This is a genomic window from Paenibacillus sp. FA6, from assembly GCF_051550225.1.
Classification (GTDB): domain Bacteria; phylum Bacillota; class Bacilli; order Paenibacillales; family Paenibacillaceae; genus Paenibacillus_AQ.
This window is the reverse complement of the sequence record NZ_CP188820.1, coordinates 1400394-1424164: the sequence shown is the minus strand read 5'-3', so window position 1 is coordinate 1424164 and position 23771 is coordinate 1400394. Positions and strand designations below refer to the sequence as shown.

21 protein-coding genes and 2 pseudogenes are annotated in these 23771 nt (G+C 39.6%); 7 read left to right on the top strand and 16 right to left on the bottom strand.

What is annotated here, in order from left to right; genetic code table 11:
• Positions 1-91: 91 nt before the first annotated feature.
• The 5 genes from ACP8HI_RS06555 to ACP8HI_RS06535 all read right to left on the bottom strand — a co-directional run bounded on the left by ACP8HI_RS06555 (position 92) and on the right by ACP8HI_RS06535 (position 4077).
• Positions 92-931: a carbohydrate ABC transporter permease gene (locus tag ACP8HI_RS06555; RefSeq protein ID WP_438350314.1), complete on the bottom strand. Its 840-nt coding sequence runs from the start codon at positions 929-931 to the stop codon at positions 92-94.
• A gap of 27 nt (positions 932-958) precedes the next feature.
• The gene (locus ACP8HI_RS06550; protein WP_438350313.1) at positions 959-1900 is read right to left on the bottom strand and encodes a carbohydrate ABC transporter permease; all 942 of its coding nucleotides are present in this window, start codon (positions 1898-1900) and stop codon (positions 959-961) included.
• A gap of 394 nt (positions 1901-2294) precedes the next feature.
• Entirely contained in the window at positions 2295-2675 is a 381-nt protein-coding gene (locus ACP8HI_RS06545; RefSeq protein ID WP_438350312.1) for a DivIVA domain-containing protein, read from the bottom strand.
• Positions 2676-2696: 21 nt separating this feature from the next.
• Positions 2697-3056, bottom strand: a complete 360-nt coding sequence (locus ACP8HI_RS06540) for a helix-turn-helix transcriptional regulator (RefSeq protein WP_438350311.1) — start codon at positions 3054-3056, stop codon at positions 2697-2699.
• A 433-nt stretch (positions 3057-3489) separates the two neighbouring features.
• Positions 3490-4077, bottom strand: a complete 588-nt coding sequence (locus tag ACP8HI_RS06535) for a TetR/AcrR family transcriptional regulator (RefSeq protein WP_438350310.1) — start codon at positions 4075-4077, stop codon at positions 3490-3492.
• Between the two features lie 145 nt (positions 4078-4222).
• Between ACP8HI_RS06535 and ACP8HI_RS06530 the strand changes: the two genes are divergently transcribed.
• The 4 genes and pseudogenes from ACP8HI_RS06530 to ACP8HI_RS06515 form a co-directional block, all read left to right on the top strand.
• Entirely contained in the window at positions 4223-4936 is a 714-nt protein-coding gene (locus ACP8HI_RS06530) for a DMT family transporter (protein ID WP_438350309.1), read from the top strand.
• The gene (locus ACP8HI_RS06525; RefSeq protein ID WP_438350308.1) at positions 4937-5251 is read left to right on the top strand and encodes a DMT family transporter; all 315 of its coding nucleotides are present in this window, start codon (positions 4937-4939) and stop codon (positions 5249-5251) included.
• A 43-nt stretch (positions 5252-5294) separates the two neighbouring features.
• Complete coding sequence (locus tag ACP8HI_RS06520; protein ID WP_438350307.1) at positions 5295-6149, top strand: CPBP family intramembrane glutamic endopeptidase; 855 nt, start codon at positions 5295-5297, stop codon at positions 6147-6149.
• A gap of 318 nt (positions 6150-6467) precedes the next feature.
• Positions 6468-7052 (top strand): annotated as a pseudogene (locus ACP8HI_RS06515) (GNAT family N-acetyltransferase); the annotation flags it as partial.
• Positions 7053-7200: 148 nt separating this feature from the next.
• Here the strand turns inward: ACP8HI_RS06515 and ACP8HI_RS06510 are convergent.
• The 6 genes from ACP8HI_RS06510 to ACP8HI_RS06485 form a co-directional block, all read right to left on the bottom strand.
• A complete protein-coding gene (locus ACP8HI_RS06510) occupies positions 7201-7893 on the bottom strand; it encodes a M23 family metallopeptidase (RefSeq protein ID WP_438350306.1) in 693 nt (230 codons plus the stop codon).
• A 73-nt stretch (positions 7894-7966) separates the two neighbouring features.
• Positions 7967-8599, bottom strand: a complete 633-nt coding sequence (locus tag ACP8HI_RS06505; RefSeq protein ID WP_438350305.1) for a TetR/AcrR family transcriptional regulator — start codon at positions 8597-8599, stop codon at positions 7967-7969.
• Between the two features lie 253 nt (positions 8600-8852).
• The gene (locus ACP8HI_RS06500; protein ID WP_438350304.1) at positions 8853-9842 is read right to left on the bottom strand and encodes an alpha/beta fold hydrolase; all 990 of its coding nucleotides are present in this window, start codon (positions 9840-9842) and stop codon (positions 8853-8855) included.
• A gap of 985 nt (positions 9843-10827) precedes the next feature.
• Positions 10828-10944 (bottom strand): S-layer homology domain-containing protein, encoded by a 117-nt coding sequence (locus ACP8HI_RS06495; protein ID WP_438350303.1) that lies wholly within the window; start codon positions 10942-10944, stop codon positions 10828-10830.
• Between the two features lie 39 nt (positions 10945-10983).
• Positions 10984-12060 carry an alanine/ornithine racemase family PLP-dependent enzyme gene (locus ACP8HI_RS06490; protein WP_438350302.1) on the bottom strand — a complete coding sequence of 359 codons (1077 nt, stop codon included), beginning with the start codon at positions 12058-12060 and terminating at the stop codon, positions 10984-10986.
• Positions 12057-13145 carry a DUF1611 domain-containing protein gene (locus tag ACP8HI_RS06485; protein WP_438350301.1) on the bottom strand — a complete coding sequence of 363 codons (1089 nt, stop codon included), beginning with the start codon at positions 13143-13145 and terminating at the stop codon, positions 12057-12059. The genes ACP8HI_RS06490 and ACP8HI_RS06485 overlap by 4 nt, the downstream gene beginning before the upstream one ends.
• A 581-nt stretch (positions 13146-13726) precedes the next feature.
• Between ACP8HI_RS06485 and ACP8HI_RS06480 the strand changes: the two genes are divergently transcribed.
• Positions 13727-14071, top strand: coding sequence for an SRPBCC domain-containing protein (locus ACP8HI_RS06480; protein ID WP_438350300.1), 345 nt, complete (start codon positions 13727-13729; stop codon positions 14069-14071).
• Here ACP8HI_RS06480 and ACP8HI_RS06475 read toward each other — a convergent pair.
• From ACP8HI_RS06475 to ACP8HI_RS06465, 3 genes and pseudogenes are all read right to left on the bottom strand, one after another.
• Positions 13998-14237, bottom strand: a pseudogene (locus ACP8HI_RS06475) (VOC family protein); the annotation flags it as partial. The gene ACP8HI_RS06480 and the pseudogene ACP8HI_RS06475 sit on opposite strands and share 74 nt — an antisense overlap.
• Before the next feature lie 4 nt (positions 14238-14241).
• Positions 14242-14868 carry a type 1 glutamine amidotransferase family protein gene (locus ACP8HI_RS06470; protein WP_438350299.1) on the bottom strand — a complete coding sequence of 209 codons (627 nt, stop codon included), beginning with the start codon at positions 14866-14868 and terminating at the stop codon, positions 14242-14244.
• 113 nt (positions 14869-14981) lie between these two features.
• A complete protein-coding gene (locus ACP8HI_RS06465; RefSeq protein WP_438350298.1) occupies positions 14982-15944 on the bottom strand; it encodes a helix-turn-helix transcriptional regulator in 963 nt (320 codons plus the stop codon).
• A gap of 776 nt (positions 15945-16720) precedes the next feature.
• Here ACP8HI_RS06465 and ACP8HI_RS06460 point away from each other — a divergent pair.
• Positions 16721-21220 (top strand): S-layer homology domain-containing protein, encoded by a 4500-nt coding sequence (locus tag ACP8HI_RS06460; RefSeq protein WP_438350297.1) that lies wholly within the window; start codon positions 16721-16723, stop codon positions 21218-21220.
• 272 nt (positions 21221-21492) lie between these two features.
• Positions 21493-21849 (top strand): MmcQ/YjbR family DNA-binding protein, encoded by a 357-nt coding sequence (locus ACP8HI_RS06455; protein ID WP_438350296.1) that lies wholly within the window; start codon positions 21493-21495, stop codon positions 21847-21849.
• Positions 21850-21952: 103 nt separating this feature from the next.
• On the opposite strand, the gene ACP8HI_RS06450 is transcribed toward ACP8HI_RS06455, so the two are convergent.
• Positions 21953-22582 carry a hypothetical protein gene (locus ACP8HI_RS06450; protein ID WP_438350295.1) on the bottom strand — a complete coding sequence of 210 codons (630 nt, stop codon included), beginning with the start codon at positions 22580-22582 and terminating at the stop codon, positions 21953-21955.
• A 282-nt stretch (positions 22583-22864) separates the two neighbouring features.
• Entirely contained in the window at positions 22865-23680 is an 816-nt protein-coding gene (locus ACP8HI_RS06445) for a MerR family transcriptional regulator (RefSeq protein ID WP_438350294.1), read from the bottom strand.
• Positions 23681-23771: the final 91 nt, after the last annotated feature.

Genomic DNA, 23771 nt, shown 5'->3' with positions numbered 1-23771 from the left:
ATGTCTACACTTCACATTATATAGAGCGCTTTCAATTTACTGATAAAACTATATTTACTTATCTCGAATTATTTTTACCATTCATGGATCTCTAGCCTTTTACTCCACCGAGAGCAATTCCCTCAATAACACTTTTCTGACCGATAATAAATACGATAACGAGCGGAAGAATCGCGGATACAGCTCCAGCCATAATCAGTGAATAGAATTCCCCACTCATCGAAGTGAACTTCTGCAATGCTAACGGCAGTGTATACAGATTGTCGGTTCTAAGAAAAATAAGCGGATTCTGATAATCATTCCAAGTCCAGATAAATCTTAGAATAGCATAAGTCGCCACTGCAGGCTTTACAAGTGGTAATCCAATGGAATAAAAGATTCGAAAATGCCCGGCACCATCTAATTTTGCAGACTCTATAAATTCTTGATGAATGCCTATAAAAAACTGTCTGAGCATAAATGTCCCTAGCACACTAAAGCTTCCAATAATGATCAAACCGAGATGACTATCAAACAATCCAATATTACGATACAGAATGAACTGTGGTACTAGAATCGCCTGGCTTGGAATCATGTAGGTAACAAGTACAATCATAAACAACCCATTACTTGCGGCGAAATGAATTTTCGAGAAACCGTATGCCGCCAAAGCGGATACAAGACAAGAGGTTATCGTCGTAAGGATACTTATTTTAATAGAGTTCCAATAATATAGGTAGAATGGATAATCTCCAAACCATACTTCTTTATAGTTCTCGATCGCATTCCAAGTCTGTGGAATCCATTGAATAGGATAAGTGAATACATCTGTCTCCATTTTGAATGAAGTCATTAACATCCAAATGAAAGGTAACAGGAATAATATACTGATAACAAACATGATAGCTGTCATGACTGCTTTGCGCCAATCAATTCCAGATTGTACATTCATGCTTTTCTCTCCTTCCTCTGTGGTCTGTTAATAGTTGACCCATTTCTTCTGAGCAATCCATTGTAATAACGTAATTAACATGACGAATCCGAACAGGACTGTCGCAATAGACGACGCATATCCAATCTTCAAATTTACAAAAGCGGTATCGTACAAGTACCACACCATCATCGTAGTCGAACCGATCGGTCCACCCTGTGTCATAATAGCAATCAGGTCGAATACTTTAAACGTTGATATAATCCCAGTCACCATAAGGAAGAATGACGTTGGGGATAACAACGGGAATGTAATCCGTATAAACTTTGTCCAGCCGTTCGCCCCATCAATATCAGCAGCTTCATATAAATCCTTCGGAATAGACTGCAGACCCGCGATGTAGATGATCAAATTAAATCCGATCGATATCCACACGGAGATCATCATGATGGAGATCAACGCAAAGTTTGGATCAGCAATCCATTTCGGCGGATTAGCAATCCCAATGGACTTTAGCATCTCGTTAATAGGGCCATAGGAAGGCTGGAATAACACTTGCCACACAACCCCTACTGCTACAACCATGGAGATATAAGGCATAAAGTAAGCTACTTTAAAATACGACTTAAAATATACTTGCTTATCAATTAATATCGCAAGCACCATAGAAATGATCATATACGTAGGCACGGTCAGCAGAAATAGAAACGTGTTACGAACTGATTTAATAAACAGTGGATCATCAAGCAATTTACTGAAGTTCCCGAACCCAACCCATTTGATTCCATTCCAACCCTGTACGAAGTTCCAGTCAGCGAACCCTAGAATCATCGTAGCAATAATCGGCAAGAGCACCAGTATGGACACCCCGATTAACATAGGACTTACGAATAGGAATCCCGCCAGGGTTTCTCCTCGTTGCAGCGAATAAACTTTACGTTTTCTCCCTGCAGGTGGCTTCTTCGTTATAACTTCAATATCCTGCGCCATGTCAAACACCTCGCTTGTTTTGAATTAGCATCCTGTAATATATCTTTATTATAAAAAAAATACCGTCAAATGAATGACGGTATTTTGATCATATTAACGTTAATTTTTACTTGTTAGCATGTAAGTTCGAGTTCAAAAAGTCAGATTTTCAGCACTAAAGTGTATGCTTACGATGCTGCGTTTCTTCCAAACGCCTCAGAAGATGGGATGAAGCAAGGGAGTGAGGAGCGGAGCTACACGTTTTCGTAGAAAACGACTTCGGAAGCCTACACCTGCAGTACCTACGTGAGCACCGGAAAGACCGGCTGAATTCAATCTTCGATGTCGAATAGGCCTCTTGCTATTCTTCGTGATCAAAAGATGACTTTTTGAACTTCCTCTTTATGTAGATTGCTTACTCGATGTAGAAATCTTGCTCTGGTCGTAACTTGGATCTTAATTGTTTCAGGTTAAGTTCCATTTGCAATACGATATCCTCTATTTGAGTCGGATCAATCTTAGGCATCGTCACCGTTTCATGTGCAGCTCCCGCTTTTATATCACGCATAACGATCTGCTGCTCCTGCCACTTATCCATTAAATCAGCAATCGTAGCATAGAAACGTTCATAATCTTTAATCACAAGGTCCAGGAATGTATCGACTTCATCCGGATCATATCCTCTAAGCTTATTACTGAATGCTTTTTCATGAATCGAAAGGGCATCCAAATGAATCCCTAATTGATTAAACAGTTTTTTTTGTTTGTCTAATCTACGCTGCATATGCTCGTCCAATTCCAATACCTCCTACAAAAATTAATAATTATCCTTTACAGCTTTGTTTAATATTCCAAGACAACGATCAAGATCCGTCTTGATCTGTTTCTTGTATAGATCAGCTTTCTCTCTACCCTCATCTGTAAAATGATATAAGACAATCTCCTGAAAATCAACTTTGGGATCATTCCCCTTCAATTGCTTCTTCCGATATAATACCCCTTCTTGCACTAGTTCATGAAGCGCACGATATATTTCACTTTGTGGAGGAGAGTAACCATAATCGCTGAAATCTCTCCGGAGTTCTTCTAGCATTTGATACCCATAACCCCGTTGCTGCTCCACCATCGTGATCAGGTAGACTTTAATAAATGCTCGCTGTGCGATCATGAATGCCATAGGTAGAACCTCCTTAATTATGATGGAATTTCAAAACAAGTCCTTAAAAAGGAAAACCTTAAAAACCAAGCCCTTAAAACCAAGATCTTAAAACTTTCGTGTAGGCTCACCGCTTCTGCGATATCCATAACTTCATTATAAACAACTACTTCTCAAATTGCACAGCATGGTTTATTCATAGAGGTCCATTTTAACCGATAATGTGAATGTAATAAAAAGCTTCATAGTTTGATTACGTAGGTATGAACTAGGAACATTTTTTTGAATTTACTGTTATGAATTTTTCATATGATGAAATAATTACTATATAAAAAAATTAATGGTCAACATTTTAAAGAGACAAAAAAAACTGAAAGCTTTATGCCTTCAGTTTTTCTAAGAACAACTCAAATTTCACACATGACCAGTTATACTTACAAAAAACAGCACAAAATCACTTGTTACAAATAGAATTAATATGATAGTGAATTGTTTTGATGACGCGGTCACTATTCAACCGCTCTGGATCAAGTAGAGCATGCATGGCAATACCATCAATCAATGCATAGAGCCGCTCAACTTCAAGATCGAGATTAAGATCTATCTTTAATAAATCCATCGTATGCAAATAGCTAATGAGTTTTTGCATACCTTCTAATAATCCATCATTAGGAGCATCCAATGTAGAGTTGCGATGCTTTATATGTGCTTTGAATGCAAACCATACTGACATTTCTGCAAGCGATTCTGTATCCACGGGTACACATTCCAGCAATGTAGCGATAACTCTTTCCTTTGGCGGTAAATCTCGTTGTATGACAACCTTAATTCGAGCATTCGCCCGATTGATTACGAGCTCCATTGCATAGACCAGCAAATCATCTTGGGTTTGAAAATAATAACGCAGTGCCCCAAGGGAGAGCCCTGCTTCCTCCGCTATATTTCGTACAGTCGCCCCTTCCATTCCTTTATCCAAGATGACTCGCCACATTGCCTCTGCAATGCGCTTTTTACGTTCTTCATGATCTACAATTTTAGGCATACTGTTAGTTTATCAAATAATTCTCTTTATGCAATTAAAAAATACACTTGTATTAAATAAAATTAATATGCTATTGTTGTTTTAAGTAAGTTGAATGTATTAAAAATCCAATGATTATTAATACACTTTTGGAAAGGGGATACACATGACACCTGAAAAATTCGGATCTAAACATGCGCAATCCGAAAGGCAGTATGTATATATTCATTTGAGCATTTTCATCTTTGCTCATGCAGTATGTATCTTTATCTTCGGCTTAGTCCCCAGATCGGAATTGCCTAGTGGTTCCTACTTAGCGCACATAATGGATTGGGTTTTGCGTAAAGATATTAGTTTCTATAAGAATGAATTGGTAAATTCGATTAGTGCCATTTGGATTACGGTCCTTTTCGTTCATGTCATTTGGGGATTTTCCTATACTTTATTTCCAAGGAAAGAGAAGGTCTCTAAAATAAAAGAGGATGCAATAGTATCTGAAAAGGTTTCAAATCACGATAGTCCTTCTACGAAGAAACAGAAAAAAGAAATCTCAGAAGGCATGGCGTGGATCTTTTTGATTATTGCGGGTCTCATTGAAATTTACTGGGCAACAGGGCTTAAAACTAACTCGATGGGGATTCTTACTTTGCTTGCAATTTTTCTTAGCTTCGACTTACTTATCCGGGCAACTAAAAAAGTTCCGATTGGAACTGCATATGCTATCTTTACAGGGATTGGGACAATCGGGACAATACTCGTTGATATGTTCTATTTCCAGGAACCGTTTAAGTTGATAAAAATCTTATTAATTCTATTATTAGCTGGGTTTATCATCGGGTTGAAGTTTTCGGACGGCACCGTAAAGAAAGGGGACGCTTAAATGGCATGGGGTTATCTTATTATCGCAGGGCTCTTTGAAATCATAGGCGTCATTGGCGTCAAAAAGGTTTCCGAAAAAAACAATTTTAAAAACAATGCCATTTTAATAGGCGGATTTATCGTCAGTTTCACTTTTTTGAGTTATGCAATGGAAGTTATTCCTTTGTCGACAGCTTACGCAATTTGGACGGGAATTGGAACGTTAGGCTCTACGATAGTCGGTATTCTATTTTATAAAGAGCCTAAAAATGCATTAAGAATCTTTTGCATCCTTGGAATTATTTTTATGATTATTGGTTTAAAGGTAGTAAGTTAGTTTCCGTGCATAAATACTATCAAGTCAAAGGCAGGGTTCTCGTATGAATACAGGAAGAAATCGGATTTTATATCTTTTATTAGGTTGGTTGGTTTTTACAATCGCTGTCCCTGTTGCGATATGGGTAGGTGAACTTATTCCTACTGAATATGCTAACGGTGAAAAGCTTGTTCAGGCCATTGTTACCTCTGCTATTGTCATTCCGATAGTTTATCTACTGGGTAAAAGACGTTGGGATAAAGAAATATTTAAGAAAATGAGGATTTCCACTACTATACGTGGAGTAAGTACCATGTTTTTTGTTTTCTTTGTGGTCATTTGTATATCATTAATAGGTTTTTTTCTCCTTGTGAAAATGAATGACATTGATAATGTCACCATTCATTGGAGTAAGGATGTTTTAGGGATGATTTTGTTTACCTTTGTAGTTGCTTTCTTTTATGAAGCCTTACCAGAAGAAATTGTTTTTAGAGGGTTTCTTTCAAAAGTACTTGAAGAGAAATGGACGAATTGGATCGTTTTATTTGGATCTGCTTTCCTCTTCCTTGCATCACCAGTAACCATGTTCTATATACAGAAAATGTTTGGTATGCCCACTAATGAAATCACGACCAGTTACGTGATTTTGATATTCTCCTTTGGAATTGCACTTTTGCTAATCACATGGTATTTCCAAAACCTTTGGGCCAGTATAGGGTTTCATATGGGATATCTTATGTCATCTCGATTTATTATGAACAATGATGAACGTGCTATTTTTAACTTTACGGAAGAGGAAAACGGACTTGCTTTCATTTCTGTTCAATATTTGTTAGTCGTAGTTGGGTCTATTATTATCTTGACAATCCTGTTGCTGATAAAAAAAAGAAAGATACGTTCAAGGGACTTTCTTCAATAAGATTGGATTAATCCTCTTCCATAAATTCTTAGCAGAAGGTAATCGATGCGCTGTGATTGTTCATAAGAAGCAACAAACATCTAGCTAAATTTAATCTCACCGATATATCATTACCACGCATTCCACATAGCTTAACTACTGATCAATAGAAAACTTGCCAAGATTATGACGGTGGCGGAAAGAATAATTATAGAGGTAAAATATATTGATACAAGTAATAGGGTGTGATAACGTAAATGGTAATAACAGTTAAAGGAGGAGTTTGTTGTGAGCCAATCATCCATTGAGATTTCAATCCGTCATTTCCAAAAGGAAGACATGCCATTGCTTGGCGAGTTATATCAGTCAGTTAGAGCAAAAGAAAATGCAACTTTTTGGTGGGTCGGCGACGAAGATAATTGGAGTAACGTCTATTGTGCATTTGAAAATGGAAAAATCGTCGCCAAGGGTCAAATAAGCATCATTAATATTGTCCCTTCCGGTCGTTCAAAAGAAAGCAATCATTCCATATACGTCAATCTTAAAACGATACCTGAAAGAGAAAATGACGTTGATCTACTTGACAAAGTTTATCAATACCTTTTCTTAAGAGCCAACCAATTAAAAGAATCTCTGCCTAAAGAATACGGAACAATACTTTGTGTCGGTAATGATTCGACAGAAACAGCTAACAATCAATTTTTTATCCAACATGGATATAGCCATTTAAATAGTCTGTATTGCATGAATCGCGACTTGAATGAACCTATAGCTGCAAGAAGGATTTCATTTTTCGTATTCGAAGATGGAAACTTCACTTGAGGAAAGTGAATATCTAGATGTAGAGACCTAAATATGGTCTGGCGAGAGGAAAACCATGGTGTAATAGAAGATGTTTTTGTTTGTGAATTATGGAGGAAGCGTACTCATCTCTCCCCGCGCGAGCGAACCCATCGGGGTTCATCTTCCCCTAGCCAATCCGACAAAATAAAAATCCCTCGAAACTAATCGTGGACTTGAATGGTATATAGACTCCATGGATTTACATCCCTGTCATTTGAGAAATGCCAATTCATTTATTAAATCCGATTCTTTCCTTATCTGAAGGAACTCCTTTATATACTGTTTTCCATTTCCCGTCTTGAAATACATCATACCTCTCAAAAGCACATGGGATACCCTTTGCTGAGAGTAAATTACTACTGTCCATAAGCTGGAAGTGCAGATGTGGCGCAGTTGAATTACCGGAATGCCCTACTTTTCCTAAAATATGGCCCTTTTTCACGCTTTGACCAACTGAAACAGCAATTGACCCCATTTTCAAATGTGCAAATGCGGCATATACATTATTTTTGCATTTCATAATAATATAATTGCCAGCAACAGTCTGTATTCCATCTTTTACAGGATTAAATGTATAAGCATTCTTTAGAGCAATAAACAAATCAGATACCACATGAACTCTTGCCCTTTCCCGATAACCATCTTCGGATTTTATAATTTCTCCATCACAAGGCGCATACACTTCTTCACCCCAGCCATAAGTCTTATTTAGAGGAACACCAAAGAAGAGATACCGTAACGAATTTGTATTATAAAAAGGCCTCCCTTTTCGTTCATGATCAACCTGTAAAAAATCAAAAGCATATCTCTCTCCTAATTGGTCAGTTCCATGACTTGGAACCTTCTTCCCTGGAGTATTTGGTGCCATCCACTCTCCTCTTAAAGGGAATTCGACGATCACAGGATCTTCAAATCCTTTCACGTTATCACTCCTTAATTTGGTGTTTAGGTCATTATGTTTTCCCTTTCACATTTAATATGCCGATAATTAATTTCTATTTATAATAGGTTTTCCTGAGTTCATTAAGGTAACCATCAAGTTCTGCAAGAATATTATCATAATCCAATTCAGTGATTTCTGAGTTTCTAATATCCTCCAGTATCTGATTTGTAAAACCAATATTCGCCCAAAAAATAAGCTGTTTGCATCTTTCAACGTTCAGCCCTTCTCTGAATTTAGATTCATCAACTATATCAAACATTGATACATGGCATGTTGATTGTTTCTCGTTAATTCTTTCCTCTAACTCCTTATTGATTTCATCAGATTTAGTGCTGGCAGTAATTTTATTAAATTCAAAAATCCAAGGATGCTTTTGCAGTAACTCAATCTGGAGAAGATATGATTGCCGCAGCCTTTCAAAAATATCCTTTTCGTTAAAGTTCATTAGATCAAGATATTCTTTATTAATCATGTCAGTGCAATAATCATAAAGGAATAGAAAAAGATCCTTTTTGTTATTTACATAGTGGAACATTAACCCTTTTGAAATTCCAGACTCTTTTGCAATAACATTTGTCGAGGCATCATCAAATCCCTTCGTGGCAAATTCCTTTAATGCTGCATTTAAAATAGCTTCTCTTCTTTTGGATTCCAGATTCAAAATTTTTGAAATCGTGATAACCACCTTTATATATTTTTATATTTTACCCCCTAGGTCAATCATATTATAATTTCATTTACCTTTAAGATCAATACGCATCATCCCGTTCAGCATTTTCACATGCTTCACATTGAAGCCTTATGAAGCATTCATATCCAAACTGGATTTGGACATCACGAAACGATTCACCAGTTTTCAATAACAAAAAGCCCCTCAAATCAAAGTCTCTACAGGATTGAAAGATCTGTTAAGCAAAAAATACCAAATGTGAAAGGAATTAATTCAATTTACTTCCTGACCTGTCTACAACATCGAGTAAGTTCCAGATCGCTTCGATCACTTTGTCTGGACAATCCGTGTGGATCGTAGTATGTCCAGCATTTTCGAGAATACGATGCTCCCCACGTGGAACTGAATTTGCTAATTTTGTATAGATCGTACTTTTTACATTATTGAATGGATCAATAGTCTCACGCAGGAATGATTTACTCATGAGCGGAGTCATGAATGGGTCGATCCCCATCGCTGTAAACACAATCAACGGAATATCCGGCATGTTTCCTCCTTTACGGACTTCGTTATAGAGCTCGCTGTTCAAGTTTTTCCTTTCGGTAATCGTTTTCGATAATGTCCTGACATGATATTCAATCAGCGGTTCACGTATCGAATCTGGCCACTTTGCAAACATCTGCTCGAATAAACCACGAAAGAGCTGCTTGTAAGTTAGGAGTGTCCGAAGGATTGCAAAACCCTGCTGAAGAAGGTATCGCTTCTTTAACTTTGGTGTATTGGTGAGAAAGTCCTCATGAGCTGGTTCTAGCAGAAGCATTCCGGCTACCTCATCTGGAAATCGTTGGGCGTACAGCCGTGAGTATATTCCACCCAACGAGTGGCCGACGAACAGAAAGGGAGCAGGTACACCAGCGGTATGCAAAAGACTCCGCAATTCATCAGTGACCTCGAGGGCACTTCGAGGTAGCTTAACTTGATCGCTCCAGCCCGTTCCCGCTCGATCATAGATCACTGATGTTGTACGCTGACTAATTTTATTGTGGATATTTAAATAATCAAGTCCGACCATGCCGGATGCCGGTATAAATACTACTGCTGGACTTCCAGTCCCAGAACAGTCGAGTAACAAGTCACGTCCTTCCACGTTGTAGAAACTTCCAATCGGCGATCCACTGTCTAGGGAATTATTACCTTGGTGTTTGTTTGTATAATCTTTCATCGCTGTATCAAGACCTCCAGTAGTTATTTTTCTCATGCTCTGGAATCATCAGTGTAGATAGCAGCCCAAAAGAATCAGGTGAGGCCTGCAACAACCTCTCAACTATCACAGGAAAAAGCTTGGGATCTCCGAAAGATGGTCTCATGGGACCACATATAGACTCCTTGCCCTTCTTTTGGATTTCAGATTCAAAACTTTTGAAATCATGATAATAACCTTTATTTATATTTACACTTTACCTATTAGGTCAATTTTATTATAACTATGTTTACCTAAAAGGTCAATATGCATGATCCCGTTCGGAATTTTCACATGCTTTACATTGAAGCCGTATGAAGTAAACATATCCGAACTGGATTTGGAAGTCACATTGATATACAGGATGGTCACCTTTGAACTGTGGCTCAGAATAATGAAATCGCGTATTCTTGTGAGTAGAAAACCGTGTGTACGTCAATATATTCCCGATCATGCGTACACTCTCCCTGAAACTACTTGCTCCTGAATATTAAGGCCGTTTCCCTGCTGACCGTGATGAACACTCCCGACTTCATTTATAGATGGATTTTTGGAAATCTCGTGACCAAAATCCTATTCCGGAGCACCTTACGCAAGATAGGAATACGGAAGAACCTCGATTGGTAAATTATACAAGTATATCAGATCATAGCTTAGAGGAGCGGATAAAGTAGTTCGATAAGACAGAACAATGATTCACTCAGCTATAGTTTGCTTCTCATTTCAATATAAGAATACTCAATGCAAATAAATGAGCTCTACTGTTAAAGCTCATTTATTTTGAACTATCAATATTAGATACTCTACATGTGTTAGTTGCTGACTGTTTAGATACCTTTCGACAATTTCAAGCAAAAATAAGAAGGGAGCGTGACTACTACTCCCTTCTTATTTAACAAGTACACATTTGTACGATGATGACTACTTGCTTGCTCATATGTGCCAAGATGTTCAGCAGAACCGTTATGGTCTCTGCTCTTGTAGCGTGGTGTTGAGGAGCGAATTAGTTATTGCCTTTACCTTGTACAATCCCTGCTTGCTTCACGAAAGCAACACTATTTTTCGCCCACGCTGGTATATCCTTGTCATCTGGACGGAAAGTACCATCAGATTCCACCATTTACTGCTTGCATGATATTTGTCCTGCCAATATGACGGCTCACTGCAAGCTAGTATATTGCTTGAATACGTATGGGGAAGTCATAGCAGAAAGCAATGCCCCGTAGTTGAGAGAGAATCTTACCTCGTCCCCTACTTTCAAATCTGTCCTTTTCAAATCAAGAATGGTATGATCGCTACTGGAGCCAAGAATGTCAATGTCATCTTCCGGCTGCAATCCGGTTACGAGCACATCCTGAGAACCAACGCCAAGGATACCACGTCTCATCAGTCCGCGATTCTGAAATTTGGGACGATTTCCGAAAGCGTCCTGACCTAGTTCCCCATAAGGCTCGGATGGCTTTATTTTCACTTCTATTACTTCAGCGACGAATGTAAACGCATCTGTATATAACCCTGGAATAACCTTTCTTTCAAGTGGCTCGCATCCCAGAAATATCGATTCGCCTAATCTTACATTATTGATGTTGCCAGTGCTTTCAGTAGCTATAAACCAATCGAAATTAGCCGAATTCCCCCCCGAAACAAAAGAAAGAGGCAGTGAAAACTTATTTTCAATTTCGATCGAAAGCAACGAAAGCTGCTTCATATTCTGCTCGCTTGGTTTGACACCTCCAAAACATGCAAAGCTGGCTCCAATACCAACGATCTCAATTCCCGGAAGTCCCAATACTTTCCGAATGAATTCCTCTATATCATCCGGCATAATTCCTTCCCGCAAATCTCCCAATTCAATCATCAGAATGATTTTATGTAGGGTATCGTATTTTGTCGCAGATACTGAAAGGGCTTTGATGACAGACAACTCCGTATTCATACTGATATCAGCATATTGAATGACCATGTCTATTTCACTTAAAGCCGGTGTTCTCAACAATACCAGCTGTGCTCTGATCTTTGCTTCACGCAAGATCTTCAAATTTTGTATCTTAGAGTCAGCAAGCGTATGAATACCATTGTTGACCAGAACTTCCGCAATCGTATAACTGCCGCAAACAACCTTGGTTACTCCCATGATTCCGATGCCTTTTGAATTGTATAATTGTTTCAGTTCGGTTGCATTATGTGCAATTTTCGCAAGATCAATCTCAATTCTAGGGGTAACCGGCTCAATCATTCTACAGTTACCTGATTCGCTTTCTTGCTCAATTCCGGATATCTTTCCACAATGCTTGCGATTAGCTTGTCGCAGCCATGCTTAAGGACGTCCGTCGCCGGAATCTTGAATTGTTGTTCATATTCGGCAACAGCAGCATCTATCTCATTATCCGACATATTCTCATGGTTAATTGTAATCGCGATGACCTGTGACTTTGAGAACATTTCGATCAGTTCGATTTCATCTTCCAGCTTAGGCATTTTCATAAAGTCGAAGTCGCCCAGGTTTTCCCGCTTGGGAGCATGCTGAACGATGATGGCCCCAGGCCGCGCCCCCCTAATAATGCCGCAGGAGCTAATATATGCCGGATGGCTCATCGCACCTTGTCCTTCAATAACGATGATGTCAGGGTGCTCATTTTCGTAAGCTTTGACAACCTCTTTTTCAATTTCACCGATCATAAACTGAAACGGGATTGCGTCAATGGCAACACCATATTTCGCCCCTTGTATGAGTCCCGTTTGCCCTGTTGCCACGAAGGCAGCGTTATATCCTTGATCAATGAGTGCCTTTACCAGTAGAACCGATGTTGTTCTTTTACCAATTGCGCCATCCGTACCGAGTACTGCAACAACTGGCGTTGGAACATTGAAAATTTGTCCTGAAAATATGCCCATATCCTCTTTCTCAGGCGGTTTTCTGATATCAAGCATTTGAACATTATTTTCAGCAGCAGACTTGACAAAGTCCTCATCATCAGTGAAAAACTGCTGCAAAGGATTAACAATATTCATTCCTTGTTCCATCGCTTCAAAGATGATAGCCCTTTCATCTTCTTTCAAAAAAGCGTCCGCGGGAGCAATTCCATAAATAAAATGTTCCGGTACTTTGCCTAACAATTTAATCGCATGAACGAGGCTTGAAAAAACCAGAATTCCGTTCTTTTGTCCTTCAATATATTCACCGGCATCGATACCAGCCTTTTTGCTGTCAATCACGCCGACAATCTGATATTTCTTTGAATTTCTAACTAGTCCGTTTGCCGTCTTTCCATCCATCGTACCAAAGTTGCCTTCACAATAAATAATCGCCGTTTCTCTCATAACGAACTTCCCTCCCATAATCAATTCCCCTTAATTACTTGAAGATTATTGTAAGTAAGTGTTATTAACTTACCACATTTTGGAGAAAATATATACTTTTGTACAAAATACGATCAGCAATGATATTTGGTATACCAAAGAAGCTCTATCCATCTATCGCGAGAAAGATGTGCTTGGAAAAGGATTGTAGAGGGAGATTACCATAAAAACCTGTTGATGATTTTGTCAAATTTGCGTGCACAAGAGATTAATGGAGAAGTATAGCAATATCAGGCTTTACTTAGATACGGCTAGGGTACCGAAAACGGTATCAGCCCTCTTGCCGATTGAAACTGATCGAAACCGATTTTGAATTCGAGCAAGTTGGCATCAATCATGAAGTAGTAAATATTTGAAAAGGAGTATGTGTCCTCCTCCTATTTGTATCACTTAGTGAAGCGCGGTTTCATAATACAGTTCCAATTATATTGATTTATAATAAAAACCCAGTTCTTTTTACGTTTTTATAAAAGCAACAATATTTAAGAAAAGAGTTTAAACAAAAGAAAAACCGCCCATGATAAGAGCAGTTAATTGAACTAATGTACCAAGGGAGTTTAACGGTAGAAACCACAGTTCATACACCGGTTGGAGAAGTGTGGAATTATTGGACGGAGCCACAGCATATAACAAAATGGTGTTATGCTTCTGATGATTGGCATGCGCCAAATGCCGAAAATGATTTAAGGGTTGGCGGGAGATTTCTTACAAGAATGGAAGCTAAGGATGGTAGCTTTGGATTTGATTTTGGTGGTGTTTATGATGAAGTGAGAATAAATGAGTTTTTTATGATAAGGCTTTTTGGATTTAAAAAACAAAGCTTTCAACCGGTTCCCTTACTTTTGCTCCTCTTGCTACTGCATTTTCAAATACCTCATCAACATTAATTACTTAAATTCCTAAAGAATAACACGCATTGTCTTCATCTGGCGGCAAGGCCAATTTATATGCCGGATTCGCTGCTCCCAGCTGCAAAAAACCATTTCCAAAATCTAATTCCGCATGAACAATTATTTCATTGCCATTTCCATCAGGATATTCAGTAATATCCTTACCTTCATTGGATTGAATTCATCAACTCATAGAAATATTTGGATTCATGAGTCTTATTAAGACTATACCAGGCATCTAATGTTTTTGAAGAAAATACATCCAAAGCTTTCAAGACGTGGACAGAAAATTCCAACGGAGCTATTCCAGATGCAGTGATCAAATTTCCATCAGTTACAACAGACTCCATTTTATAATACTCTTCGCCCTTGTAAGTGGGACAGATCATTTTAAGATATTCCAGATCATTGCTTGTATGCTGACGTGAATTCAGCAATCCTGTCTGGGCAAGTGCCATTGTAGCACCACAAATCGCCGCAACCAATATACCTTCCTTTAAACACCTCTCAACGATTTTTAAGATCGGTTGGTGAATTATTTCTGTCCATGTATCTCCACCGGGTAAAATCAATGCATCTGTGCTTTTAATGCTACACTCATCCAGTTTGATGTCAGGCAGTATTTTCAATCCGCCCATTGTAGTTACAGTAGTCTTTTCAATTCCCACGGTAACTATTTTTGATGGAGCCAGCCCCTTTTTATAATATCTCCCCGAGTTCAGTTCGGCAGTTAAGTAACCTATTTCCCAGTCTGCCATTGTGTCAAACACATAAAGATATACTGTATTATTCATTTGCAAATTCTCCTTATTTTACAATTCATCAAGTTATACCAACGATTTATCGGTAATCAATGATTATCATCATTATAAAATAGCTTCACTGACATCTGCTGTCAGTGAAGCTATCAACATTGATAATATTCTATTAACTCCGACGCAACAGCAACAAGTTTTTCCTTCAAACTCTGTGGTTCGATTACTTGAATCGATTTCCCGTAGGATAGGAGAAGATAAGGGACATATGTATGAATTGATTGTTCCTCAAGTAAAAAGATTGCTTGGTTTGATGTCCGCTCTTTCAGATGATGCCCCAAAAACCAATGCAGGCATAAGTCATCCAATGCCCCTGACGTGCCTCCGATAATTAAAGAAACTAAATCGTCCTTGCCCACTAAATCAGGTAACTGGTTTTTCATAAAAAATTCACGGGTCGAAAAAGCTTCGGAACGCTTAAATATGAGTTGAGTTCGCTTGATTTGTAGAATCCGTTCTACCCGAAAACTGCGGACCTCATTCCTTAGGTGGCAAAATGCAACTGTATACCATTTATTGTTCCAGTAAACCATTCCATAGGGGTCTATCACCCTATTCTTATGTTGTTCTTCACGGCTTGTGCGATAATCAATTTCTACAGAGAATTCGTTTGCTACAGCCTGCTCCAATTCCGCCAATACCGGCTGAACAGAAGGGTCTCCCATGCGGTTTATAACTTCAAATCCGGCTAAATGACGGCTAAGTATAGTTTCCTGCTCCTGATTCGAATACATTTTCAATTTTGATGTTGCATTGCCTAATGCATCACTCAAAGGGTATCCGGCTTCTTTTGCAAAAACAGCAGCATGAAGGAGTGCCTTTTTTTCTTCAATATCAAATAGCAGAGGTGCTCTGATAAAATTATTCAGCAAGCTATACCCGCCATTATGACCTGTGTCGGATATTATAGGCACTCCACTGGTACATAGTGCATCAATATACCGATAAACTGTCCTTATATTTATTTCTAACTTTTCAGATATTTGTTTTGCAGTCAATTTTACGCCCGAATTCAGCATCCATAGAATTGCCAACATATTATCGTTTTTTGGCATAACATAAACCCTCACCTTTTATTAAACCTCAATATTTTAATAATATCTTTTTTATCTTCTCAAGGATCGCACTAAATTATTAGCTTTGCAAATCGCCTGCATCCTTTTATTCATCAATCTTTCAGCCTTTCAATCCTCACGCAGCAGTCAAAGTGACTCGTCTGCCTATCTTTCAACTTCCTTGAGCGGTACTGTCACATCTCTTTTCGTACCATCAATATTAGACACTCCACATGTGTGGTGTGCTGTAACAAAATCAAAAAACGAGATCTCTTCCGTTCTAATTTAAGCTATTGATGGAATATCGCCAATGAAACCGTTGTTTGCGCTCCTTCATGAATTTCCATTGGGGAATGTTCACCACCCATATCTGTTTTTACTCAACCTGGATGACGGGCTTTCACCTTCACCTTTGTTCCCTTAGTCTGATCGGTAATTGTACAGTTCATGTATAAAGCACCCGTATCGTTGCTTTATGCAAATTTTCAACACGACATCTCCGATCAATACTTACCTAAACAATAATTTTTCTACTTCAAACTTCATTTGGTCATATTGTTATATTCCACCTCTTTACGTATTTCCGAAGTCTAAGAACTCATACATATAGGCCTTTAACGGATCTATCAACATCAATGTGGAATATAGCGAAGTAAATGAAAGCCCTTTCTTTACAAACTCCCCCCCCTTCTTTATGTTCATTATGCAGGGTAATTTACCATAACGGATACGTTCATGGTTGGATTATTAACATGAGAAATGGGAGGTCTTTCATTTTGAAAAAATGTTCATGGGTAGCTTGTGTATTGATTTTATCATTAGTAGTAGGATTGTTTGGTGCTGCTCCAGTTGCATCGGCAGCGACCGACCTAACTACAGGACAGTCCAATGAGCCGGTTGATTTAGGTGCACCCGTTCAAACAGCACAGTCACTTGACGTTGAATTCGGTCAAGAGGATGGAGTTAATGTCGCGTATACAACTGTAACAGGTAGCGCTTCAGCAGGCGATTATGCAACCTTCAGTGTGCTTGATATTGACAATGAGGTACTACTTCGCTCCTTTAAACTTGAGGGTACATCAAATGCTTGGACCCATGTCATGACACCGGATGGTCGAGTGTTTATTGGCGCCTCCAATAAAATGTTTGTTTACTCTCCTAATACGAAACAAGTAACTGACCTAGGGGTGCCGCTCGCAGGTTCCAGCTCCGTCTGGTCCCTTACAGCCGATGAGCATGGCAATGTTTATGGCGGTATTTACTCCGAGAGCGCCAAGAGTCGTATTTTTCGCATTGATGCACAGACGTTGAAAATAACGGATTTTCTAAATGGGCCGCTCGATAATATGGAGGCTTATGTTCGCAGTATGGCCTATCATGATGGCTACATCTATGCGGGTACAGGCTCAACCAATGGTCGCGTGTGGAAAATCAGTACAACATCGCCGCTAAATGATAAGACGAGACTAGAGCTTCCGGGTACGCCAACGGACGAAATATATGCAGGCAAATATAATGCTATGGGCTTCGTATATAGCATTAATATTCACGAGAACTATTTATTCGCATTCTACAACGGACCATCGATTATGCAGGTGTATGACCTGGATAATGATAAGTGGACAAGTGCAGCTTTTAAGGATATTCGTGGTGTAGAAGCTGCTACTGGCTATAAAGACGGTAAAGTATACACAAGCAAGAAAGATGCGATGATGTGGGAAATTGATTTGGCTACATTGACTGAACGGGCTATTATGCCGTTTGATGGAAGTATTCGTCATAGCCAATGGATTAATTTACCGAATCAACCTGATTTCCCGGACGGTGTAATGGCCTCTATTTCATTTAATGCTAAAGTGATACTGTTCGATCCCCAGACTCAGAAAAATAGATCAATGAAGCTATTGGTGGACGGTCAGGGCATCAATCTTCAGGCACTTGAAACAGGACCTGACGGCAAGCTATATCTGAGTACTTACCTTAATTCCGAAGGCGCTCAGTATGATCCTGCTACGGGGAACTTCACAGTATTCCCATTGGGTCAAGCTGAAGGTATTGGACATGTAGGCGACAAAGTATACTTTGGCTTGTATCCGAAGGCCGAAATTGCCGAATATGATACAACTAAGCCGCTTTCGAAGACAGTAGCACCACCCATCAAATTTAACATCGGTGAGGATCAGGACCGTCCATTTATTGTTACAGAAGCTGACGGCAAGCTGTTGCTTGGCACGATTCCTGGATATTCCCAGAACGGCGGCGCATTAACCATTTATGATCCGGTTGCATCTGCCGAAAATGGGAAACCGCAGTTTGAAGTATTCCGCCATATTGTACAGGATCAAAGTATTACCGGGTTGCTTTACAAAGACGGCTTGATCTTCGGATCGACGTCAATTGCAGGCGGTCTCGGAGAAGCACCTGCCGGCGCTCGCGCCAAACTGTTCGTATGGGACATGGCAACGAAGACGAAGCTACACGAATGGGAACCAAATATTGAAGGAATCTCAAGTCTACAGATGATCAGCGGACTGGTGCTCGGACCAGACGGTCTGATCTGGGCGGCTGCTAATGGTATAGTATTCGCTTTTGATCCTGAGACACGTGAGATTGTGAAATCGAGAAATATTCATCCAGATGTAAGAGTGTATGGCAAATGGCGTCCAGTTCATCAACGTTTCAGCAAAGACGGCCTACTTTACTCCGATGCGGCTGGCAAGCTGGTCGTCATTGATCCAGAGACAATGGGCTTTACGCTAATTCGCGAAAAGGCAAGTCTGTTTACATTGGATGAGAACGACAATCTCTATGTCGCAGATGCAACAAAGTTGCTTCGTTATGGTCCATTTGTGAAGCCCGATGCTCCTGCCGGAGAACCGGAAGGTCCATCTAGAAAGTATCTGGACATTAAAAATGCTAGTTTCGAAGAGGTCAATAAGGATGGTTCCATCCCCGGCTGGCAAATTACAAGCTTCAAGGAAGGCTTAGCAGAAGTAATCGTAACGAATGAGAAAAGAGTTGAAGGCAATACAAGCGTTAAAATTGTGGATTCAAGTACTACAGATACTGTCGAGCTGAAATCCGATCCTATTCAGGTGAAACCAGGCAGAGCATATACAGTAAACTTTAATATGTATCTCGACGGTTCATTCCCAAAACCGGGTTCTGACACTCCGTTCAGTATGAGCCGCGCATCTGTAGGCGTTCGTTTCTATGATGTAGCCGGCAAAGAATTAAAGGTCACAGCGACTGAGAATAAACATATTGAAGGACCCCAGAAAAGCTGGATTCCTATTGAAGCGAATATAACTGTTCCTGAGAATGCTGTAGAGATGCGACTTGTCTTGTTCTGCTCACCATTGTGGGTAGCTACCGTCTATTACGATGACATTTCTGCATATACGATTATTAATCCTTCAGAAGTGCCTGTTGTGAGCGCACAAGCTACTGCAGCAGACATTAAAGAAGGCGATGATGTGACGCTTTCTGTGAAAGCAACGGAGAACACCGTCATCATCGTGACTGAGGAGGACACAATAGTCGCACAAGCAATTGGTACAGGAGAGACGCCTGTTACCATTACGATCCCAGCTCCTGAGGCAGGACCACATCATTACACGGTAATAGCTGATGTACCATTAGTGGCTTCGAGCACACCCGTGCAATTACCAACGATAAACGTTCATAGCTTCACGAAGCTTGCGTTAAACACAGACAACATTCGCATACAAGTTGGCGATAGCCATACGGTCGTTACCCAATCCGTTTATGGACCACTCGTTGAAGATGTATCGTCCATGGTGGTATTGAGTGCAGAACCACAGGATATTGTGAAGATTGAAGGCAACCAAGTATTCGCTCTCCAAGAAGGTAGCGCAACGGTTACCGTAGCGTATAGCGGCAAGACCGCTCAATTGAACGTTGAGGTTACTTCAGATCCTGTAGATCCTGTAGATCCTGTAGATCCTGTAGATCCTGTAGACCCTGTAGACCCTGTAGACCCTGTAGACCCTACAGACCCTGTAGACCCTACAGACCCTGTAGACCCTGTAGACCCTGTAGACCCTGTAGACCCTGTAGACCCTACAGATCCTGTAGGCCCTATTGATCCCGTGGGTCCGGTAGACCCTCCATCTCCAGGTGGCTTTAATACAGAACCGGTGAAGCCAGTAGTTAAAGATGGTCAACAAATCATTACTGGTGAACAATTGAAACCGACTAACGGCAAAGTAAACGTATCCTTGTCACATGGTAATAAGGAGCTTCTACTTCCGACTAATGCTGCAAAACTATTAGCAAATAGTATTCTAGCAGTCAATGCTAGTGGCGCTACACTTCAGTTTACTGCTAATGCCCTACTTGAAATTGCCGCTGGCAATACTGGCGCACAAGTCTCTATTACGCTAGAAAAGCTTAATGAAGCAAAAAGCAGCAGTCAGATGGATCGAGTGTCTCCTGGTGCAGGAGTTTCCGTAACTCTTGCAGGTGACATCGCTTTCGTTGATCTTGCAGCAGTAACTAAAGATGGAAAGAAATTACCTTATAGTAAGTTGATTAATCCCATTAAGCTGGAGCTGAATGTAGATAAAGACGCAGATACAAGATTTATAGGTATCTACCGCATTCTTACAGATGGTACGTTGGAATATGTAGGTGGAAAAGTAGTGAATGGCAAAATCCAAGCGGATCTGTATCAAACAGGAAACTATGCCGTCCTGGAGTGGAATCAATCGTACTCGGATGTACCGAGCAACCATTGGGCCGATGCAGCCATTCGCACTCTTAGCGCGAAGCATGTTGTGAACGGTGTATCCGCTGAACAATTCAAACCGAATGATATTGTAACACGAGCACAATTCGTATCTATGATTGTTCGTGCATTCGACTTCACAGACAACAAAGGAGAGGCACAGCATTTTGTAGATGTCGCCGACGATACATGGTATAGCGATTCAATAGCAATCGCTTCCGCAGCAGGTATTATCAATGGTAGCGATGCCGAACACTTTAACCCAAACCAAGAAATTACACGCGAACAAATGATCCTTATTCTTGTGCGTGCATGGGAGACAAATAAGAATACTCTACCTCAGACTTCAAATGAGCTGACTTTCGCAGATAAGTCTCAAGTAAGTGATTGGGCGAAAGAAGCTGTACAAATCGCGCTAAGCCTAGGCTGGATCCAAGGAAAGGACGCGAATATCTTCGCTCCTGGTGATTCGGCAACACGCGCAGAAAGCGCAAGGTTAATGTACAATATACTCTTTGAGCAATAGTAATAAAATAACCAAAACCGGAGAAAGCATCGAGTGCTTTCTCCGGTTCTTTTGTTAGTCAACCTTTCGGGTAGGCATAACTATGATCTTTCACTTTCTCTACCAATGCTTTATTTGCTTGATTTAGTTCATCTAGACAATGTAAAATTAACAAATATGATACTTGCATGCCATTTCTTCCTCGCAGAATAAAGGCACAATATGAAGTGGTAATTCATTTGATTGAATTGTACATTTAGCAATTAGATTAACTCAAGGAGACATAGATGATCATGGACATAAAAGCATTATCCAGTTACTGTTTGTCAAAAAAGAGCAGCCTAGAGGATTACCCTTTCGGTCACGATGTTCTTGTAATAAAAGTTACCTCAAAAATGTTTGCTTTAATTGCCTACCATAATAATCAGCTAACTATCAGTTTAAAATGCGATCCATTTATAGCTGAAAACTTAAGACAACAATACTCTTCGATCACTCCAGGATATCACTTAAACAAAAACCACTGGAACACCATCTTGATCGATGATTCCATTCCAGAACTAGAATTATTCACAATGATTGATCATTCTTATGATTTGGTGTTCAAAGGATTAAAGAAATCGGAGAAAGACGCCATTAACCAACAGTAATCCGTTACAGATAGGCAAACAGCATATATTCGGAAGGTACTACCAAGGTAATACCTCCCCTTTATGAAAGAAACCTCCTGTGGACGTACATGCTCAGCACATCTTAGTCCATACCATGTTCTTTTCGGATCTTGTACAAGCCTTGAACTAGCAGCTCTGCAGGGTCCCGATTTAATTGTAAATGTGTGAACAATAGATGTAATGGGAATGCGCACACGTTATTTCCTTCTTTTATCGCTGGGAATCCAGCTTCGAAGATCGGACCTTGCTCTTGGTTCCAAGCTAAACCCGCATGAACTTCCTCCGGAGCAAATTCCTCACGTACTTCTGCAATACATTTGGGAACTAACACCTTGTCTATGATTGCTTTCGCTTCGTCTTCGCTTGAAGCTGGTTGTGGAAGGGCTTTGCCTCCCTTATTCTTCATCAGTTCAAAGAAGTAAGAAGCCATCCAAATTGCAGGATCATTGCCCGACTGGAACCTTGCAACTAACTCTCGCAGAAAAAAACCACAGGAATAAATATCATTCGAGTCATCCTTCACATGATAAACAAAAACCGGACCATAAGCTTCCAGATTCAAAACTTGTCCTTGGACTTCGTTGAAATGCTTTTTCAAAGAAACGATGCCGTTATGATGAACAGCCTTTAGGAGCTCAACCATGTTTTCTTCAGAAATGGTTTCTTGATTATTGTTTACTTCCTCATTGGTTGTCTTATTGTTGATTTTCATATTCATATTCACCCCGCTTTCTATCATACCATTCAGTAGTTTTACTGAAAAGATAGATTCCCTTAGCCACGTTACGATATCGCACACAAGCACACAAGTAATCTTTTATTAATACGAAACAACAGTATGATAGACAAGTTAAATTTACAATTTTTACGTAACCGTGAAGGTCTTAACATCGTTTATTTCAAACATAAGAGAATTTTCATTATCAACAAGGTATGTAAAGATCAATGTAGCGTTAAGATCAGGATTGAAAAAAGTTGGAGAAAGACACCTAATCTATATTTGAATCGCGATTTGAATGACATACTTATCTGGATCCCCAACAGCTATATAACTAAGTAAATCATATTCGTATGCGTTGCCAGTAATGGTCAGATTACTAGCGGTAATATATGACTTTAGCTTCTCATAGGACGCAGGTAAACTTTCGTAAGATCCCTTATGATTCATGATCACATATTTACCCTTTGGCTTGATATATTGTAACTCTCCGTTATGTTCATAGCTGATTTTATTGCAATAATAATCGGGATCATAGACCCCTTCCTCCAGATTAGATTTACAAATAATCGCACCGATATAAAAGTCATATTCGATAAGGTGTTCGTCGCAATAATCAAAAATATCATATATTTTTCGAACATGATCCTTTTCGCCTTTTTCCTTCGAAAGTCTCACTGCAATGAAATACTCTTCCTCACATTCTTCGATCCAAGGCTCTCCACATTTAGCATGAAGTCCACGATCCGTATTATCAATGGCTCCCTGTAAAAGTCTCTGCATTCGCTCTAACTTTTTTTGTTCTGCAACCAACTGCAGCTGTTTTTGCTTGAGCATTGTTAAAAAATGCGCTGTGTTTTGATTGTTTATATACGCTTTTATCTCATTCAATGGGGTTCCAGTCTCTTTCAAAGCTGCAATAATATCGAAGGTATAAAACTGCTTGTACGAATAATAACGATATCCGTTGTCCTTAACGATCTCCGGTTTTAATATACCAATGTCATCATAATGAAATAACGTATGTTTCGTTACCCCGCATACCTTGGCAAATTCACTCGTCGTAAAGTATTGATCAACATCCGTAGACATTTAAATTCACTCCTCTTGACTATCGGGTTACCCTATAGTTCATCATCATACCTTACAAGACACAAAACTTGAATAGTTAACTAAGGAGTAT

Excerpts from the sequence above, each read along its gene's own strand:
- ACP8HI_RS06555 (WP_438350314.1), bottom strand. The coding sequence starts at position 931 with ATGAATGTACAATCTGGAATTGATTGGCGCAAAGCAGTCATGACAGCT.
- ACP8HI_RS06550 (WP_438350313.1), bottom strand. The coding sequence starts at position 1,900 with ATGGCGCAGGATATTGAAGTTATAACGAAGAAGCCACCTGCAGGGAGA.
- ACP8HI_RS06540 (WP_438350311.1), bottom strand. The coding sequence starts at position 3,056 with ATGGCATTCATGATCGCACAGCGAGCATTTATTAAAGTCTACCTGATC.
- ACP8HI_RS06535 (WP_438350310.1), bottom strand. The coding sequence starts at position 4,077 with ATGCCTAAAATTGTAGATCATGAAGAACGTAAAAAGCGCATTGCAGAG.
- ACP8HI_RS06530 (WP_438350309.1), top strand. The coding sequence starts at position 4,223 with ATGACACCTGAAAAATTCGGATCTAAACATGCGCAATCCGAAAGGCAG.
- ACP8HI_RS06525 (WP_438350308.1), top strand. The coding sequence starts at position 4,937 with ATGGCATGGGGTTATCTTATTATCGCAGGGCTCTTTGAAATCATAGGC.
- ACP8HI_RS06520 (WP_438350307.1), top strand. The coding sequence starts at position 5,295 with ATGAATACAGGAAGAAATCGGATTTTATATCTTTTATTAGGTTGGTTG.
- ACP8HI_RS06500 (WP_438350304.1), bottom strand. The coding sequence starts at position 9,842 with ATGAGAAAAATAACTACTGGAGGTCTTGATACAGCGATGAAAGATTAT.
- ACP8HI_RS06495 (WP_438350303.1), bottom strand. The coding sequence starts at position 10,944 with ATGGTGGAATCTGATGGTACTTTCCGTCCAGATGACAAGGATATACCA.
- ACP8HI_RS06490 (WP_438350302.1), bottom strand. The coding sequence starts at position 12,060 with ATGATTGAGCCGGTTACCCCTAGAATTGAGATTGATCTTGCGAAAATT.
- ACP8HI_RS06485 (WP_438350301.1), bottom strand. The coding sequence starts at position 13,145 with ATGAGAGAAACGGCGATTATTTATTGTGAAGGCAACTTTGGTACGATG.
- ACP8HI_RS06480 (WP_438350300.1), top strand. The coding sequence starts at position 13,727 with ATGTACCAAGGGAGTTTAACGGTAGAAACCACAGTTCATACACCGGTT.
- ACP8HI_RS06470 (WP_438350299.1), bottom strand. The coding sequence starts at position 14,868 with ATGAATAATACAGTATATCTTTATGTGTTTGACACAATGGCAGACTGG.
- ACP8HI_RS06465 (WP_438350298.1), bottom strand. The coding sequence starts at position 15,944 with ATGCCAAAAAACGATAATATGTTGGCAATTCTATGGATGCTGAATTCG.
- ACP8HI_RS06455 (WP_438350296.1), top strand. The coding sequence starts at position 21,493 with ATGGACATAAAAGCATTATCCAGTTACTGTTTGTCAAAAAAGAGCAGC.
- ACP8HI_RS06450 (WP_438350295.1), bottom strand. The coding sequence starts at position 22,582 with ATGAAAATCAACAATAAGACAACCAATGAGGAAGTAAACAATAATCAA.
- ACP8HI_RS06445 (WP_438350294.1), bottom strand. The coding sequence starts at position 23,680 with ATGTCTACGGATGTTGATCAATACTTTACGACGAGTGAATTTGCCAAG.